This window comes from Flavobacterium sp. XS2P24, assembly GCF_030010285.1.
Lineage (GTDB): Bacteria > Bacteroidota > Bacteroidia > Flavobacteriales > Flavobacteriaceae > Flavobacterium > Flavobacterium algoritolerans.
Genome location: NZ_JASCRU010000042.1, coordinates 1 through 16,712, shown reverse-complemented (window position 1 = coordinate 16,712; position 16,712 = coordinate 1). Strand labels below are relative to the sequence as shown.

General features: G+C 31.6%; 15 protein-coding genes. 5 read left to right on the top strand and 10 right to left on the bottom strand.

The window, feature by feature from the left end:
* Nucleotides 1–162: 162 nt before the first annotated feature.
* Together QLS31_RS15630 and QLS31_RS15625 are read right to left on the bottom strand one after the other, a co-directional pair.
* Complete coding sequence (locus QLS31_RS15630; RefSeq protein ID WP_282744618.1) at nt 163–759, bottom strand: HD domain-containing protein; 597 nt, start codon at nt 757–759, stop codon at nt 163–165.
* Between the two features lie 82 nt (nt 760–841).
* Complete coding sequence (locus tag QLS31_RS15625) at nt 842–1,729, bottom strand: YitT family protein (protein WP_282744617.1); 888 nt, start codon at nt 1,727–1,729, stop codon at nt 842–844.
* A 176-nt stretch (nt 1,730–1,905) separates the two neighbouring features.
* Between QLS31_RS15625 and QLS31_RS15620 the strand changes: the two genes are divergently transcribed.
* Complete coding sequence (locus QLS31_RS15620; RefSeq protein ID WP_282744616.1) at nt 1,906–2,349, top strand: hypothetical protein; 444 nt, start codon at nt 1,906–1,908, stop codon at nt 2,347–2,349.
* The gene (locus QLS31_RS15615) at nt 2,349–4,166 is read left to right on the top strand and encodes an adenylate/guanylate cyclase domain-containing protein (RefSeq protein ID WP_282744615.1); all 1,818 of its coding nucleotides are present in this window, start codon (nt 2,349–2,351) and stop codon (nt 4,164–4,166) included. The genes QLS31_RS15620 and QLS31_RS15615 overlap by 1 nt, the downstream gene beginning before the upstream one ends.
* Nucleotides 4,167–4,227: 61 nt before the next feature.
* Here QLS31_RS15615 and QLS31_RS15610 read toward each other — a convergent pair whose 3' ends face one another.
* From QLS31_RS15610 to QLS31_RS15600, 3 genes are all read right to left on the bottom strand, one after another.
* Nucleotides 4,228–4,989, bottom strand: a complete 762-nt coding sequence (locus QLS31_RS15610; RefSeq protein ID WP_282744614.1) for a LuxR C-terminal-related transcriptional regulator — start codon at nt 4,987–4,989, stop codon at nt 4,228–4,230.
* A 141-nt stretch (nt 4,990–5,130) separates the two neighbouring features.
* Entirely contained in the window at nt 5,131–5,355 is a 225-nt protein-coding gene (locus QLS31_RS15605; protein WP_282744613.1) for a hypothetical protein, read from the bottom strand.
* An 82-nt stretch (nt 5,356–5,437) separates the two neighbouring features.
* A complete protein-coding gene (locus tag QLS31_RS15600; protein ID WP_282744612.1) occupies nt 5,438–5,908 on the bottom strand; it encodes a DUF1905 domain-containing protein in 471 nt (156 codons plus the stop codon).
* A gap of 221 nt (nt 5,909–6,129) precedes the next feature.
* On the opposite strand from QLS31_RS15600, the gene QLS31_RS15595 reads away from it, so the two are divergent.
* A complete protein-coding gene (locus QLS31_RS15595) occupies nt 6,130–6,462 on the top strand; it encodes a transposase (protein WP_282744611.1) in 333 nt (110 codons plus the stop codon).
* A 6-nt stretch (nt 6,463–6,468) separates the two neighbouring features.
* Nucleotides 6,469–7,215, top strand: a complete 747-nt coding sequence (locus QLS31_RS15590; protein ID WP_282744610.1) for a transposase — start codon at nt 6,469–6,471, stop codon at nt 7,213–7,215.
* A 501-nt stretch (nt 7,216–7,716) separates the two neighbouring features.
* Here the strand turns inward: QLS31_RS15590 and QLS31_RS15585 are convergent.
* Nucleotides 7,717–10,224, bottom strand: coding sequence for a T9SS type A sorting domain-containing protein (locus tag QLS31_RS15585; protein ID WP_282744609.1), 2,508 nt, complete (start codon nt 10,222–10,224; stop codon nt 7,717–7,719).
* A gap of 542 nt (nt 10,225–10,766) precedes the next feature.
* Here QLS31_RS15585 and QLS31_RS15580 point away from each other — a divergent pair.
* Nucleotides 10,767–11,579, top strand: a complete 813-nt coding sequence (locus tag QLS31_RS15580; protein ID WP_282744608.1) for a transposase — start codon at nt 10,767–10,769, stop codon at nt 11,577–11,579.
* Between the two features lie 269 nt (nt 11,580–11,848).
* Here the strand turns inward: QLS31_RS15580 and QLS31_RS15575 are convergent, their stop codons facing one another.
* The 4 genes from QLS31_RS15575 to QLS31_RS15560 all read right to left on the bottom strand — a co-directional run bounded on the left by QLS31_RS15575 (nt 11,849) and on the right by QLS31_RS15560 (nt 16,576).
* Nucleotides 11,849–14,272 carry a TonB-dependent receptor gene (locus QLS31_RS15575; RefSeq protein ID WP_282744607.1) on the bottom strand — a complete coding sequence of 808 codons (2,424 nt, stop codon included), beginning with the start codon at nt 14,270–14,272 and terminating at the stop codon, nt 11,849–11,851.
* 91 nt (nt 14,273–14,363) lie between these two features.
* The gene (locus QLS31_RS15570; protein ID WP_282744606.1) at nt 14,364–15,398 is read right to left on the bottom strand and encodes a helix-turn-helix domain-containing protein; all 1,035 of its coding nucleotides are present in this window, start codon (nt 15,396–15,398) and stop codon (nt 14,364–14,366) included.
* Between the two features lie 110 nt (nt 15,399–15,508).
* Complete coding sequence (locus QLS31_RS15565) at nt 15,509–15,856, bottom strand: hypothetical protein (RefSeq protein ID WP_282744605.1); 348 nt, start codon at nt 15,854–15,856, stop codon at nt 15,509–15,511.
* A gap of 189 nt (nt 15,857–16,045) precedes the next feature.
* Entirely contained in the window at nt 16,046–16,576 is a 531-nt protein-coding gene (locus tag QLS31_RS15560) for a hypothetical protein (protein WP_282744604.1), read from the bottom strand.
* Nucleotides 16,577–16,712: the final 136 nt, after the last annotated feature.

The following is a 16,712-nucleotide window of genomic DNA, read 5'->3' as shown; positions in this document are numbered from 1 at the left end:
AAGTCTACAAGACTCTTCACTCCCAAAATTTGCTGTAAAATTGAATAGATTCATCGCTCTTTTTTTATCAAATATAAGCCTTTTATTTAATTATGGGTAATTGCGGACAATCAAAAATAAAATTAAAGCCATTCATTTAGGAATACCAACCTAAGGCAATTTTTATCCCTTTTCTAATTTTTTTCTTTGAATCAGTTCTGTAAGATTCTTTTCTTTTACGGCAGTTCTATTTTGAATGCAATAGTCGGTATGATAAAAGTGGGATTGGAGAAAATTAATTTGCATATCGTTCCATTCTTCCAAGCTGAGATTTGGATTATAATGTTTTAATTCCAGATAGAGCTTATTTCCGATGCGCTCAAAATGATTGGTGCCCAAATATTCGACATCGGCATCTGCAAGTATGCATTCTAATTTGGTTTTTGGTTGTTGCGGAATTATTGTGGCTCGTATCATGCCGGCAATGATTTCAATTTCTTTTTTGGTATAACCAAAATCCGGTAACTTTTTTTCAGCAAACCGAATGCTTTCTTCTTCATGCCCCTCATTAATTCCGTTGATAAATCCCGCATCATGAAACAATGCCGCCGTTTTAACAAGCACTATATCTTCCTCAGTTGTATTTTCTTGTTGCGCAATATATTCCGCTGCTTCCAGCACATGTTGCGTGTGTTTCCAATGGTGATAAATGAGAAAAGGAGACAATTGTGTTTTTAAACAATCCATGACATTGGTATACAAAAGATTCCAGTTTTTCATATTTACAGCACAATTAAATTTAAAAATAGGGTATAGGTCCTGAAAGTATCTCTGTGAGATTTTCTTTCACAGATTTTTGATACTAGTGTTTTTGTTTGTTTCTTAAAATTCCGCCGCTGGCTTCTTTGATGTATTGAATAAACATAAAAGCATTCGGGTCTATTTTTTTTATCTCATCTTTGATTCTAAGCAATTCTAGTCGTGTAACTACAGTGATGATAATGTCACAATCTGTTTTTAAATCGAAAGTATCAGGTAAATAACCCCGTTCCCCTTTAATTATTGTAATTCCTTTCCCGAATTTTTTCACAATTAATGATTTAATAGTTTCACTTTTGGATGAAATGATGTGCAGGGAAGTGTATTGTTCTAAGCCGTGCGTTATATAATCCAGTGATTTTATGGCCGAAAAATAAGTGACAATTGAGTACAATGCTGTGCCAATACCAAAAGACCAGGCTGCTGCCAAAAATAATAAAGTATTCATTCCAAAGATAACTTCGGATACATTGAGTCCGATTTTTCGGGTAGTTAATAAAGCCAGAATTTCTACACCATCAGCAGTGGAACCACTCCGAATGCACAAACCCATCCCGATACCAATAAGACAACCGCCGAACAAAGCAATTAAAAGTCTGTCTGTGGTAACTGCTTCAATATGAATAAAAGTCATACTGGCGGCTAGTAATAAAAAAGTCATCAAGCTTTGTAATGCAAATGTTTTTCCCAATAATCTTTTTCCTAAAAACAAAAACGGTATGTTTAAACCCAAGACAAGAATTCCAAATGGCAGATGGGTAATTTCATGTACAAGTATCGAAATCCCTATAATACCGCCATCCAAAAATTTATTGGGTATCATAAATCCCTTTAATGCCAATGTAATGAATACTACGCCCACTAAATTTAGAATTATATTTTTTGGATGAAATATTTCTTTCCAGTCAATGGGTTGGTGGTCAATATTCATAAGAATGAATTTGGATTAAAATCCTTTAAATATACTACTTTATTTTAAAAAATAAATATTATATTTACCTTATAATTAGATTGTTATCTCAAAATATCGATTCTTTGGTTTCCCCAGCCATTTTTAAATTAATAGTTTTCTGAATCAGAATTTATTAACCTTTAAATATAGTAATCATGGCAAAGCCTGTAGTAATCACATTGACCGTTCAAACTGCTAATCTTTTTGGAATGAATGCTCCATCACAATCTCAAATTGATGGTTGTTGCACATTATCGGATGATAATTCCGGAAGTTCTTCAAATGGAACTCCAGAAGATTTTAAATCCTATGTATTTATCAATAATAATGTAAAGTGGGTCGGTGTTTCAAGGGACTCGGGATACTCTGTGGCAATCAACAGTATTGATTATGAATCCAAATCCAATGATGTTAATTTTTTTGACAGTCCTACTATTTATGGATCGGGAGGAAGGTCTGGAAACGCATCTGCCAATGTCAAAAATGATCCTAGTTTGCTTGGTACGTTGGATATTTACAACATCAATTTTAGCGTTTATGATTCCGGTAATTCTTCAAAAACATTTAGCATAGATCCCAAATTAGCCATAAATCCGTAATGGAATTGAATTTTAAATATTCTTTTAAAATTGCTCTTTTTGTTTTTTTTGTGCACTTAAGTATTTTAGCCCAGGAGCAAAAAGTTGCTGACAGCCTTGTGAAAATTTATCAGAGAGGGAATATTGAAAATGCTGAAAAATTAGAATTACTCCGGAATTTATCTTTCAATGAAGTGAATAATCTCAGGCTGTCGCTAAGATATGCTGAGGAACTTATTGCGCTGTCAAAGTTAGAAAACAACTATTTATACCTGCACAGAGGATATTTTCAAAAAGGAAATAAACTCAGAATTATAGGCGATTTGAATAAATCCTTAGATGCTTTTTTTAAAAGTGAGGCCGCAGCAAGCAAAGCGAAATATAGTGCGGGTCAAGGAACTGCTTATTCGTCTATTGCCGATGTGTATTCGGTTATGGGGAATTCTAAAAATGCCTATATCTACTACAATAAAGCAATCAAATTATTAAGAAAGACGGATAATTCCATTGGGTTAGCGTCTGCTTTATTAAACATGGGCGATGAATATTTTAAAAACAAGAAATATGATTTGGCATTAAGGAATTTTAAAGAGTCCGGTGAAATTTTCAAGAAAGCTGATTATTTGATTGGAACTGCCTATAATTTAGGAAACATTGGAATGGTCTATGCCGAGCAGGGAAAAGACGTTTTGGCCATGAAATACATGAGTAAAGCCATAAAAATTCTGGAAGAACTAAAGGATTATTATGCGATTTCAGATTACCTGACCTATATGTCAGCTATCTATTTAAAGCAAAATAATCAGGCTGTTGCGCTCAATTATGCGCAGAGAAGTCTGGAGTTAGCTCAAAAATATGGATTGAAAGACCAAATCAGTAATTCAAATCTTAAACTTTCAGAGCTGTATCAAATATCCGGAAATCCCGTTGAATCGTTTAAGCATTATAAGAATCATATTCTTTATCGGGATAGCGTCACCAATCTCAAATCGGTTCAGCAAATGGCTGATTTGCGAACGAATTTTGAAGTTTCCCAGAAACAGATTGAAGTCGATTTGCTCAACCAAGGAAAAAAAAACCGACAAATTATTGCCATTTCATCCGCGATTTCATCGGGACTGGTTTTCTTACTTGCTTTTGGAATGTTCAGAAGGTATAAATTCATAAAGAAAACCAATGTCATTATTGAAGAGGAAAAGAATCGGTCAGACAGCTTGTTGCTAAATATTCTTCCCGAAGAAACGGCTCATGAGTTGAAACAAAATGGCAAGGTACTCGCCAAAAAATTCGAATCGGTCTCGGTATTATTTACCGATTTTGAGGGATTTACCCAATATGCAGAAAAACTACCGCCAGAAAAATTAGTGGAAAGTGTGGACTACTATTTTTCTAAATTTGATGAAATCATGGAAAAATATGATTTAGAGAAAATCAAAACAGTTGGTGATTGTTATATGTGCGCGGGAGGTTTGCCTTTTCCAACAGAAGACCATGCTTTTAAAATGGTACAAGCGGCTTTTGAAATTGCCACATTTGTCAAAGATTCAAAAAATAATAATCCTTTAAATCATACTCGTTTTGAAATTCGCATCGGAATTAATTCGGGTCCCGTGGTAGCAGGAGTAGTCGGTACCAAGAAATTTGCCTATGATATTTGGGGAGATACCGTAAACATTGCTTCCCGCATGGAATCTAATTCAGAGCCTGGGAAAATTAATGTATCCGAAAACACGTATCAACTCATTAAAGACCGTTTTGATTGTGATTATAGAGGTGAAATTGAAGTCAAAAATAGAGGGACGATGAAAATGTATTTCGTAAACAATCCCACAACTTAAAGCGTTGGGAATTATTCTATTTTTCCTAATAGCTCGGCTTTAAAGATAAATCTAATAGAATTTATAATAAGCCTTGCAATGTGCTTTTTCTAATTAATTGGGCGGTATTTCGGGAGTTGGATTTCTTTAAAATATTTTTGCGATGCTGTTTTACGGTATTGACACTGATAAAAAGTGTTTCGGCAATTTCATTGTTGTCAAAACCTTCTGCAATTAGCTTAATGATATCAATTTCTCTTTTTGAAAATTCTGAAAAACATTGGGTATCTTCAAAAACATCAATATTCATATAGGAAGGTTCGCCTTTTAGTCCTATCATGGAATATTGGTAGGTGTTGTTTTTGGTCAAATGATCAATTCTAGTATGAATATTCAATGATTTTCCAAATCCACCTTTTGGATCTAAAGTAAGTATTATGGCTTGATGATTGAGCATGCAATATTCCCCATTTTTCATTCGACTTCTAAAACTGTAATTCATTTTATAGTTAGTCAATCTTTCCGGACCTATGTTGGTATAAAAAAAATTAAGTATTGAAGCTTCGGCTTTTACTATGAAGTCAACATCGTCAGGATGTATTGTTCCAAGAATATCATTAAAAGATACGGTTTCCGGGTCAAATCCATGAATATCAGTTTTAGCTGGACTAACGTTCGATAAAGACATATCATAAAAATCAATGATATAATAATAAAACGGACCAGAGCTTATTATCGAACTGGCAATTTCGTCAAACTTTATTTGTGGTAATAAAGTGTTCTCGTTGGCTCTTTTTTGAGTACTAATCCAAACCGAATGAAGTTTTTGTAGTTCTTGGGTCATGTCTTAGGTTTTTGACATAAAATTTCGCTAAAAAATACAATTATTTTACGGTTTAAAGAAAAATAAATGAGGTTTTGAAAAAGAAGAACTGATACTGAAGTTTTTATTTAGCAACAAAACTGCGCTAACGATTGTGGCATATCAACGCGGTAGGATAGGAATTCCTATCCAATGCATAACAAGCATTATTGCAACTGTTATTCCGAAACTACATAAATAAAGAAGTCGCCAATACGTAGATCTTCCATACCCATATTTCCAAACTTTCTCGCCAGTTTCTTTTCTGTTTTCTTTCAAAGTAAATTTCGACAGTATGTACGTTGAAGCAGCAAAAATAAATATTGCAATTATCCAAAATGTCATCATAAACGATTCTTTTATTAAAGTTATAAATTTACGATTTTTTTTCTTAAAATTAGTGCTAACAACGGTTTAGGATCAGTTTTTTTTAATTTGACTGTTCAAGTTTTGCAATAAATTTCACAATTTTTTCCACTTTTTGATTTTCAGTAGCAGATGAATTTATGTTTTGAATTATTTCATTTTGTTCCTCAATTTTGAGTTTTTTGAATATATTTAAAACTTCAGCATCTTTAAAACATTCAAAAATCATTTCATTTTCATTCTTTTTTTCAGTGTTTTCATTTACAAGATAAAGCGTGACGTTTACGAATTCTCCACCGCTTTTCCCTATAGAGTTTCTAATTTCCGAGTTCAAAGACATTTTTTTGTCTGAATTTTTTAAAGGTGCTAAGTTTTTACTATTTATTTCGTAATCATCAATTTTTCCTGACACTTTTAAATCGCCCCATTTTCCTTTTATATTTTTAGTATTTGGTATAATAAGATGGTAAGTCCAAGCACCGTTTCCTGGAATATATTGGATTTCCAATTTTTCATTTTCTACTATAAAATTCATAGTTCAAATTCAAAGATTTTTAAATTTCATTCTTTTGCTATGCAGAGAAAATAGTACTGCTAACGTTTCGCCGTTTGGCGAGGTTGCGAACTTCGTAACCGTTTATTTTCTGTTAAAGATAAAATTTCTTGCGGAACGCAAACGTGAATTTATCGCAAAATTCGCAATCTTGCCAAGCATCTATGTAAAAGCATAACTTTGAGATACTAAAAACGAAGATTATGCAATTACATGACGTCTTGACTATTCCAAAGATATTCATTGGTTTAGATATTCACAAAAAAAGCTGGACAGTTTCTATTCAAACGGATTTATTTTTCCACAAAACCTATTCGATGCCTTCTAATGCGGAAGATTTGTGTCAATATGTGGAGCGAACATTTCCTAATGATCAAGTGAATTTAGTGTACGAAGCAGGTTGTTGTGGGTTTACCGCAGCACGCTATTTTTTAAATTTAGGTTGGAATGTTCTAGTGGTAAATCCCGCCGATGTAAAGACAGGCGACAAAGAACGGTATCAAAAAACAGATGCTTTGGATTCTAAAAATTTATAAAATCAATTGAAGATAGGCACTCTAAAAGGAATTCACATTCCCACTGAAGAACAAGAACAATTTATGACTTTGGCACGCCACAGAACCCAAGTAACCAAAAAGCTTCGACAAACCAAAGCCCATATCAAGAGCATATTGCTATTTCATGGCATCAAAGTTCCCGATGAGTTTGACAATTCGAATTGGGCTAAAGATTTTATTCTGTGGTTAGAAAATATAAAATTCAGCACCCCTTGTGGCGATTTAGCTTTGCAAGGGAAAATAAGAATCTTCAAATTCATTAAATCAGAATATTTAGAGACGGCTAATCAAATGCGTGCTTATTGTCGAAAAGTGAATAAAAAAGATTATAACCTTTTGAGAAGTATTCCAGGAATAGGTGGTTACTTAGCGAGTGTAATCTTGGCAGAATGTGGCGATTTACGCCGTTTTAATAACGAAAGCCAATTTAGTTCTTACATAGGTTTAGTGCCAGGGATTTATAACAGTGGCGATTCAGAAAAGTGCTTAGGAATAACCCCAAGAAGTCGCTCACAATTACGAAGCTACTTAGTAGAAGCAGCTTGGATAGCAATCAGAAAAGATACCGAGATGCAAAATTATTATAGAAAACATCAAGGCAAAAACGTAAAAAGTATCATTATTAAAGTAGCCCATAAAATGGCACGAAGAATATTATCAGTCATTAAAACCGAAACACCGTATCAAATCAATCGAAATTTAGTACCGATAGTTATAGAAAATCAAGAGTAAAACATAAAATAACCATTCTTAAAAAAGCTCAACCACACAAGAGAAATAGACTACAAAACAGCCGTGGTGGTCCCGTTTTAAAAACGAGAGCCACATCGCCAAGCAGGTAGCTATTTTATTTATTCTTACAATCACACCGATGCTGGTGGCCACGTCCCAGGCATGGACCACATATAGGAGCGTGAGCCTTAAGATTTTTAAAAGATATACTATGAAATAAAAGAGGTATTAATTCTTGGCATTATTGGAAAAGTTAGAATAACTTTTCCTGTCCAAAACCTTCGGCGGACAAAAAGTTGTTTCCAACTTTTCCAACAAGCCGTTGGAATGGAATTTTATACTCAAAAAAAAACGACATATAACCCTCTTAAAAGTTGTGAATAACTTTATGATGCTTTACATAGGAACGGCTGTTGGCAGATAGTGCTTTTGTTTAGTTTAGATTTTTAATCAAAATTTTTGCATTTAAAAATTAAAAACAAAATTGTAGTTTTTTGTATTTTATTCTTTAATTATTTTGTAAGTACTTTTAGAATGCAAATTCAGGTTTTCAATAACTAATAAATAAATTCCTCTTTCTAAAAATGAAAAATCAATTTTATTATTTAAAGTTTTCTCTTCATGTATAAATTTACCATCCAATGCAAATAATTGCAATTTATAACTTACATTATTTTCGCCAGTCCAATTAATAGTATCCGTAAACGGATTAGGATACATCTTTAAATTCAAACTATTAGTAATTTCATTTACGGTAAGCGTATTTGAAGAATTGATGTAAACGGATACCTGACCACTAACAAAATTTGGTTTATTGACAAATAAATCTTTTTTATTATCACTATTGTAATCGAATAATAATATGTCTGCTCTTGTTTGATAATATGTTCCAAATGAGTCGATTTCAAATTTTGTGAAATTTGTAAAATTGGATGTTTTATAATAAAAAATATCACTTGAGTAGGAATTTGAATTATAATTCGTTGCAAAGATTTCATATTTCCCATCTCCATCATTATCGTCAAACTCTATATCATGAATGTTTATGTTATCAATAATAATTTTGTAAAAATTATTTTGGCCGTCATTTCGATAGAATAAAAAAGGTTTTACGTTTATGTCTAAAACAAAAAAATCTAAATCGCCATCTTGATCCATATCTTTTATTTTAATATTTCCACCACTATAATCATCTATTAAAGTTGCTATACTTGTAGCTGAGAAAATACCATTCTGATTTTCAATTAAAATTATTTCATAATTGAATGAATTATTAGAATAATAATTACTTAGCATTAGTATATCAGAAGTACCGTTATTATTAATATCACCAAAAGCCAGAGAGGTGGTATCAATAGTATTTGGATAATTAAAAGATATTGGTTGAACGTTTCCAAAGTTACTACCATTGTTGTTTTTTGACCACATGAGTTCATTTCCAGTTGTAAAAGAATTTTTTTGAAAAAGCAAATCCTTAAACCCGTCGTTGTCAATATCTGCAAAATACATTCCTGATGTTAAAACAAGAATCGAGACGTTTTGTAAATATAAAAAATTATCGTTTCCTAAATTCTTAAAAACTTTTGCGTACATACCAGAATCGCTATAATCAATTACGTCACCCAATCCATCATTATCAAAATCCATGATATAATTCAAGGTGTACGAAGCTGCGTTTGGGTTCGACATTACACCTATTAAATTTTTTATAGCACCATGCTGATTATTAATCATCTTTTTGTAATAGCCTAATCCGTTTTGTTGCCCGATACAAACATCCTCTACACCATCGCCATTCATATCAATTACAGTAAAATTATCTGTATTAATAGTTTGTTGGTAACAGATTGTTTTGTCAGATAAATTATCAATATCATAATTTACAAGAACCATGTTTTGGGAATTAAAATTTGAAGAAAATAAGAAATCAACCTTTCCACTATTGTTAAGGTCTGAAAATATATAATTATTTAAGGTAAATACATTGATGTTAAAGTTAGGTAATACAATTTCTGCCGTACTAAAAACTCCATTATTAATAGTGAATTTATGAATATTGGATTGATTTTGTGTTGATTCTAAAGCAATATATACATCGTAGATGCCTGGACCTATACCTTTTATATACACAGAGCGACTATTGTTGGAATCAGTGTAAAATGGGATATTTTGTACAACAGGCAGGTCATTTAAAACCACTATTTGATTAGTAGTTGTATTTAAGCCAAAATATTTAACCCAAAGCGCACCATTTTTCCAATATAAGATATCTTTATATCCGTTTCGATTTATATCGAGTATTCCAAATTCCTTAAAAGGCGCAGCGGCTGTATTCAGTGCAGGTAGATTAACGAAGTTTCCATTATTGTTTATGTAAATTTCCAAGTTAGGATTACCCAATATATATAAGTCAAAATCCCCATCATTATCAAAATCATCAATTTTGTAAATGGAGGTAAAAGGACTACCCAATGCAAATAAAAATTGTTGAGATAAAAAACCACCATTCTGATTGTTTAACAGCACATAGGCGTTATTCTGATTATCCCTTACGATTAAGTCAATAAATCCATCGCTGTTATAATCGAATTTAATTGGTGATATGGTATACGACCCAGAAAAACTTATCAATGTTTGTTCATTACCAAAAGTGTCATTTTGTAAATTGGGTAAAACGCCAATAGTGTTAAATGAATGATAAGTAATTAAATCTGGATAACTATCATTATTTATATCTAAGGAGATAATTGGACTTACGCCGTTCGATATACTTTTTGGTAATGTTGCATTTAAATTTCCGTTTTCATTTTTTTGAAGTAAAACATTTCTTTGGTTGGAGGTCACATATTTTATTAAGTCAATATCATTATCATTATCAAAATCGTCATAGATAACATTATTACTTAAGGAATCAACATCATAAATGTTGACTTTTTCATTAAAGTTTATCTGTCCGTAAATTGGATTAATAATAAACCATGTAAAAATTATAAATACTTTTATTTTCATTCTATATTTATTTAATGTTGTTAGATTTTAATTGCTGAATTTAAGTTACAAATACAACTTTTTGATTAAACATATAATTTGGATTTAAAATTAAATCTTTTTTATGTCTTTTAATTAAATTTATTAATTTTAAGAATTTATCGATACTATGTGATTCTTAGTGTTTTCTAATTGACAATGTGATTTTTAATTTATAGTTTTTTTTTCGATTTTTGGGCATTTCTGCCAACGTCAGTCTGTGAAAAAACTTCCGTTTACTTATTAACAAATATAACAAAATGTTGGTATAAAAAGAAGATTTTTCGTATTTTTAAGCATGCAACACATCATAGGTATTTCACGTCAACAACTGCGTTTTTCAAGTTTAGAAGATACTATAAGTCCCGATAATCAGGTGCGATTTATAGATGCCTTTGTCGAATATATTGACCTCTTTAAACTCGATTTTGCTGTAAAAGCGCTCAAAACCGAAGGTCGCCCGAGTTTCAATAGTAAAGTATTTCTAAAGATCTATTTATACGGTTATCTTAACGGACTCAGAAGTGGTCGAGATTTCGTTCAATATTCAGGCAGCAGTCGATGCCAAACACAATCTTGTTGTAGCTACTTACACGATCAACGGTAATGATCGCAGTGCTTTGTCGGCAATAGCTATCGAGACCAAAGAGAATTTAGGGATTGATACTTACACCGCTTTAGTTGATAAAGGCTACCATAATGGCAAACAAATAGAGATTTGTAAACAATCTAATATTACCATTATTGTAGCACAACCCAAACAAGGAAAAAGTAACGAAAACGGCACAACAAAAGAGTATTTAGTTTCTAATTTTAAATACGATCATAGCATCGATAGCTATACTTGTCCACAAGGACAAACGCTCAAAACTACGGGACGTTGGCATAAAAAAAGTAGTTCAAAGGAGAGTTATGAATTTAAAAAATACCGAAACCCAAAATGTAAAGAATGCCCTGTAAAACATTTATGTACTAGTCGAGCAGCAGGAAGAGAGATTGACCGGAGCCAATATGCCGAAGCTGTAGAAGAAAACAACAAACGCTACCATGAAAACGCACAACTCTATGGCAAACGACAGGAAATCAACGAGCACATCTTTGGGAACTCAAAGCGGCAATGGGGCTACAACCATACTAATTTAATAGGATTAGAAAAAGTAAATGGAGAACACAGGCTGATTATGCTGGTGTATAACATCAAACACAGTATCATTATCCTGAGCGTTCCAGATCTGATTGCGAAACTCAAAAAATGGGACTCACCCTACAAGGCAAAAGTCTTGTTTTTACTAAAATCGAGTTATTTGAAGTTGAATTTAGAATACTATTTCTATTAAACTAAAATTGCAGCCTAAAAATAACGACTCGTTAAATGGCTTCTATTTGAGTTCTATGGTAAGATAATTTATTAGATTTTGATTGAAAAAAGAGGTTTTTTTACAGCCTGACGTCCCGCCGCTTGGAGAGGTTGGGGACTAAATTAAGATTTATTTTCGGATTATTACTAAACTTTTCAAGTATAAAACCATCTTTAAATTCAGCTTAAAACCCCAATCTTGCCAAACGGCTGTTACCTGCGGGCGTATTTTCCGTACTATACTTTCCGTTAAAATTTATAACTATATCCAAGCCTTATTACTTGTGTTTCGTAATAGTCATTACTTGTATAGTTAAAATCTTGTCCGTTGATTTCTTTTTTGATTATCATTGTGTTTAGCAAATCTGTAGCGTTAAAAAAGAGTTCGCCTTTCCCTTTTTGAATTGCTTTTTTTAGCCCAAGGTCTAATGAAAACCTTGATTTAATTTTTCCTTGTGGAATTATATCGGGTGCTAAATAAATTGTTGTTAATTGTACATCTATGTTTTTAGGAAAATGAAACGTATTGTTCAATTTTATGTTTCCAGAATATATTTCTTGTTTGTCTGCTGAAAAAGTATGTGTAGTTGGATATTTGTTTTCAACTGTAAATGCATCAATTTGATTTCTGTATGCGTTTAGATTAATATTGAATGAGTACAATTTAGAAATTTCTTGTGCTAAAACCATTTCAATTCCTGTGTTGTAACTTTTATTTACGTTTTGAAATGTTGCATAAATTAAATTACTTGGTGGAACAGTACTTGAAATCCTTGTAATTGTACCATCAGCAAATCGGTGATAAATAGCGTTGTATAAACTTCCTTTTTCCCAACTTTTTTTATATCCCAATTCTATCGAATTGGTAAATTGTGGTCGCAATGCAGGATTCCCCACTTTTATAATTTCTGCGTCATCATATTTTGGAAAAATACGAATATCAACTTCGTTTGGTCGGTCAACTCTTCGGTTGTAGAAAACGGAAACTTTATTGTTGTCGTTAATTTTGTATGCCAAACGTAAATTTGGAAACGGTTGGGTATAATTATAACCATCACTTTGATATACTATATGGTTAGGATTAACTTCATATTGAATTTTTACATACTCAATTCGTAATCCTAATTCGGCTTCCCATTTTTTGTTTTCAAAAATGTAGTTTCCATAAACGGCAGGAATTAATTCTTTGTAAGTTGCCCAACCGCCTGCATTGGTGTCTAATACAGAATTCACACCTGGTATAAATTGCATATTTGTCGGTATATTTCTGTTGCGAAGTTTTATTCCTGTTTCAATTCGTCCGTATTTAAGTGGTTTTATGTAGTCAAAATTAAAATCATAAACTTGTTCGTCAGACAATAATTTAAACGCATCGGTTCCTTTGGAAGTTGGCAAATAATTGTCGTAAAAATATTTTTCGTCTTCTCTGTGAAAAGTGTAATTTAAACCAATATTTAGCAAATGTCCTGCTTCTTTAAATTTGTGTTGATAGCTGGCAGTTGCCATTATGGTTGTTTTTAATTCATCTTCTAAAAACTGCCAAAGTCTGTTTCGTTGTGAAAAATCGCTATTAAAAAAGGGTTGGTCGCCTCTGTCAATTATTTTTTCACTTCCAAAAAGTCCGGAAATAGTCAAAGAATTTTCGTCGTTAATTGCATAATCAAAACCACTTTTCAATGTCGTAAAATGTGTGTTTCTGTTGCGTTTTAATTGTGAATTTATGACTTCGCCATTGTCGTAATTTCTTATTACAAATTCATTTTTGTTGAGCGTTTCAGTATATAAATAATCGCCTTGAAAAAAGACATTGACTTTGTTTTTTCTATAATTGAGTGAAACGCTTGGGTTGATTTTTGGCGTAAAAGTATATTGTGGTCTTATGGTTGGTAAATTTTCTTTTCGTACCCAAAGTGAACCAACACCTGTTGTAAAACCAAACTTTCCATTAAAACCATCTTTTTTGTTTTTTTTGTAAATAATATTGATAATTCCTGCATTTCCATTTGCATCATATTTGGCAGAAGGATTGTTAATAATTTCAATTTTTTCAATGGCAGATGCAGGAATATTATCTAAGCCTGTTTGGTTTCCAAAACCTGTCAATGCTGTTTGTTTACCGTCAATTAACACTGTTACTTTATCGTTTCCTCGCAATTGTACTTTTCCGTCTTGTACTGTAACACTTGGCAAATTTTGCATTGCTTGTAATACCGAACCACCACTTTGACTGATATTATCTTTCAAAGAAAATGTTTTTTTATCCATTTTCTCACTTATCTCGGCTGTTTTTCCTGTTACAACAACTTCTTGCAAAGATGTTGATTCTTCATCTATCTCAATGTTTTTAATGTCAAGATATTCTGTTAGATTACCCACGAACAGCGATTGTTTTGTTGTTTTGTAGCCGATAAAAGAAACCTCTAAAAGGTAATCGCCTGACTTTACTTTTGATAATGAAAATCGCCCTTCTTCGTTGGTAACTGTCCCACTTACAAAAGAGCTATCTTTTTCAGTTTTCAAAACTACGTTTACAAAAGGCAAAACAGCTTTGCTGTTTTTGTCTTTAATAATACCCGAAACGGTTACGCTAGTTTGTGCGTTTGATATTGAGAAGAATGAAAGTTGTAAAATCAAAAAATACAGTATTTTTTTTGATGCTTTTTGTAGAGACATTTTTGATCAATTTGTAAATTATACTGCAAAGAACGTGAGTAACAACGAGTAAATAACAAAAGACAAGTGCAGAATAATTTTTTTGTACAAATTAGTTGTTTTGTGCAAGATTTTTTTTGAATTGAGTTGGTGTTAAACCTTTGTATTTCTTGAATATAGCATTAAAAGAAGATTTAGAATTAAAACCTACCTCTGTGGCAATTCCTAAAAGTGTAAATTGATTATTTTGGTCGTTTTTTAGGCGTTTTATAAATTCTTCTACTCTGTATTCATTGATGAAATCTTGGAAATTTATTTTCATATGTTCATTTAAAACTTCCGAAATATACTGTTTTGGGATATTGAGTTCGTTTGAAACATCTTGAATGGATAATTTCCCATTTAAGTATAATTTATCCATTTCCATTAAATTAATTAAATCAGACTTATATTGTTCAATCAGTTTTGTGTTTAGTTTAGAATTTTTGTATTTGCTTATTTCGTTTTTCGGCAAAATATCTTTCCCTTTGCTTAATAATTTAAAAGAAATAAAATAGAATAAAAATGCGACAATTAATAAAAGATAGGAGTTAAAGTTTTGATTACTGAAAAAAGACAATTCTTCTAATCCTATTATTTTAAGAACATCATTTATACAAGAAAATACTAATAAAATAACAATTGGAATAACAAAATAAGTGGTCCAAATTTTTCTTTTATCTGTAAAAACGGAATATAAGATTAAGCCTAGATAAATCACAAAAGTTATTTTCATAAGTACTTCAAGAATTTCAATATTCAAGTTTTCTTTGGGTAATTTTATTTCAAGTACTTCAAGAATTAAATAAAAAATGTTGGGAAGAAAAAATAGATAATTGGATTTTATAAATTTTTTTCTTTCGTTTTTGTAATACTTGAAAAACAAAAAAAGAAAGGTTACAAATAAGGTGTTATCAAAAAGAAACCAATCTGTATCTTTAACAAACAGATTGTTTTTGTCATCACCCAAGATGTAAAGCAAAACAGAGATTAAACCTCCAAAGAGCAGCCAAAAAGTAGTTTTTTTGTAATCTTTTCGATTTGTAAACAAAATAATAAGAACAAAAATTCCTTGTATTAAAGCAATGATTTGAATTGTTTGGAGCATTGTTTTATTTAAGTTTTTTGGGCAAATGTAGTACAATTTTTGTTGTTTTTTCTGCTTTCCGTGTCGCTCGGAGCGCTTGTAGCGTGTGTTAGTGACTGCCCATACGTCTGTTATTTAACGATTAAATATATTGTCACACAAACAACAAAGAGAAATAATAAAAGACATCCAATTTTACGGCTACTTTTTTCGAGACCCAATTCATCAAGTAATTTTTTGGCATTTTTTTCTTCAAGAAAGAAACCACGCCAAGCAATATCAGGTATCGATAACCACCAATTAGTTCTGCATTCAGAATACTGATAAATACTATAACCAAATTTTAGATATACTCCGTCATCTTTAATATATTTCAATTGTCCTTTACCTAATTTCTGTGTCAGTAATATGTCAAAGTTTTCAAACTCTGTTTGAGTTTCAAAATTTTTATATCCTTTATCAAAACAGTTATTACACATTTGGTTTTTTTCTAATAATTTGATTCTACAGAAGCATTATCTTTTCGGTGGGTTGTCACTAACGTTTCGCTACTTTGAGATGGTGTGTGGTTCGTAACCGTTCAATTTTTGGCTTTGCAGAAAATTGATGCGAAACGGTAATTCCACTAAATCACACACTAGCTCAAAATAGCTGTTGTAGGTAGTTTATTATTTTTTCATCATATACCATTCGTCAAGAAAACTACTTTTTTCGATTTCGGCGATATCTTTTTCCGTTGGTTTAATTTCTTTTCCGTTGTTGTCGTAAAATTTCCAACTATTAGTTACAAAACCAAATTTTATTTCGGCTCCACCTTCACAACTGGTTTCTTTATGTTTTTTTCCAATTCTGTAAGTGCCTTTGGCTTTTAACTTTCCATTATCATAATAGTAATTCCATTCTCCATATTTATAACTATAAAATCCGTCACAAACTCCGCCTGTACAACATTGAGTGTAAGTGTCGAGTTTATAATTCCCATAGGCTTTTAAATTTCCGTTTTCATAAAATTCTTTCCAAGTTCCAACTCGATAGTTATTAAAATCCTTATGAAATTCATCTATAGCTCCAACACTTTTAATTTCGCCGCTTTCATAATATTCGGTTATTGTGCTTTTTGTCGGAAGTTCAGATTTGTTTTGAACAGTTTTACAACTCACAAATAGTATCAAAGTCAGAATGTAAATTGTGTTTTTCATTTTTGGTTAAATTACCTACAACGTCAGTCTGTGAAAAAACTTCCGTTTACTTATTAACAAATATAACAAAATGTTGGTATAAAAAGAAGATTTTTCGTATTTTTAAGCATGCAACACATCATAGGTATTTCACGTC

Coding starts and splice junctions, on each gene's coding strand:
- QLS31_RS15625 (WP_282744617.1), bottom strand. CDS start 1,729: ATGAATATTGACCACCAACCCATTGACTGGAAAGAAATATTTCATCCA.
- QLS31_RS15600 (WP_282744612.1), bottom strand. CDS start 5,908: ATGAATTTTATAGTAGAAAATGAAAAATTGGAAATCCAATATATTCCA.
- QLS31_RS15620 (WP_282744616.1), top strand. CDS start 1,906: ATGGCAAAGCCTGTAGTAATCACATTGACCGTTCAAACTGCTAATCTT.
- QLS31_RS15595 (WP_282744611.1), top strand. CDS start 6,130: ATGCAATTACATGACGTCTTGACTATTCCAAAGATATTCATTGGTTTA.
- QLS31_RS15615 (WP_282744615.1), top strand. CDS start 2,349: ATGGAATTGAATTTTAAATATTCTTTTAAAATTGCTCTTTTTGTTTTT.
- QLS31_RS15575 (WP_282744607.1), bottom strand. CDS start 14,272: ATGTCTCTACAAAAAGCATCAAAAAAAATACTGTATTTTTTGATTTTA.
- QLS31_RS15610 (WP_282744614.1), bottom strand. CDS start 4,989: ATGACCCAAGAACTACAAAAACTTCATTCGGTTTGGATTAGTACTCAA.
- QLS31_RS15585 (WP_282744609.1), bottom strand. CDS start 10,224: ATGAAAATAAAAGTATTTATAATTTTTACATGGTTTATTATTAATCCA.
- QLS31_RS15605 (WP_282744613.1), bottom strand. CDS start 5,355: ATGATGACATTTTGGATAATTGCAATATTTATTTTTGCTGCTTCAACG.
- QLS31_RS15565 (WP_282744605.1), bottom strand. CDS start 15,856: ATGTGTAATAACTGTTTTGATAAAGGATATAAAAATTTTGAAACTCAA.
- QLS31_RS15630 (WP_282744618.1), bottom strand. CDS start 759: ATGAAAAACTGGAATCTTTTGTATACCAATGTCATGGATTGTTTAAAA.
- QLS31_RS15570 (WP_282744606.1), bottom strand. CDS start 15,398: ATGCTCCAAACAATTCAAATCATTGCTTTAATACAAGGAATTTTTGTT.
- QLS31_RS15560 (WP_282744604.1), bottom strand. CDS start 16,576: ATGAAAAACACAATTTACATTCTGACTTTGATACTATTTGTGAGTTGT.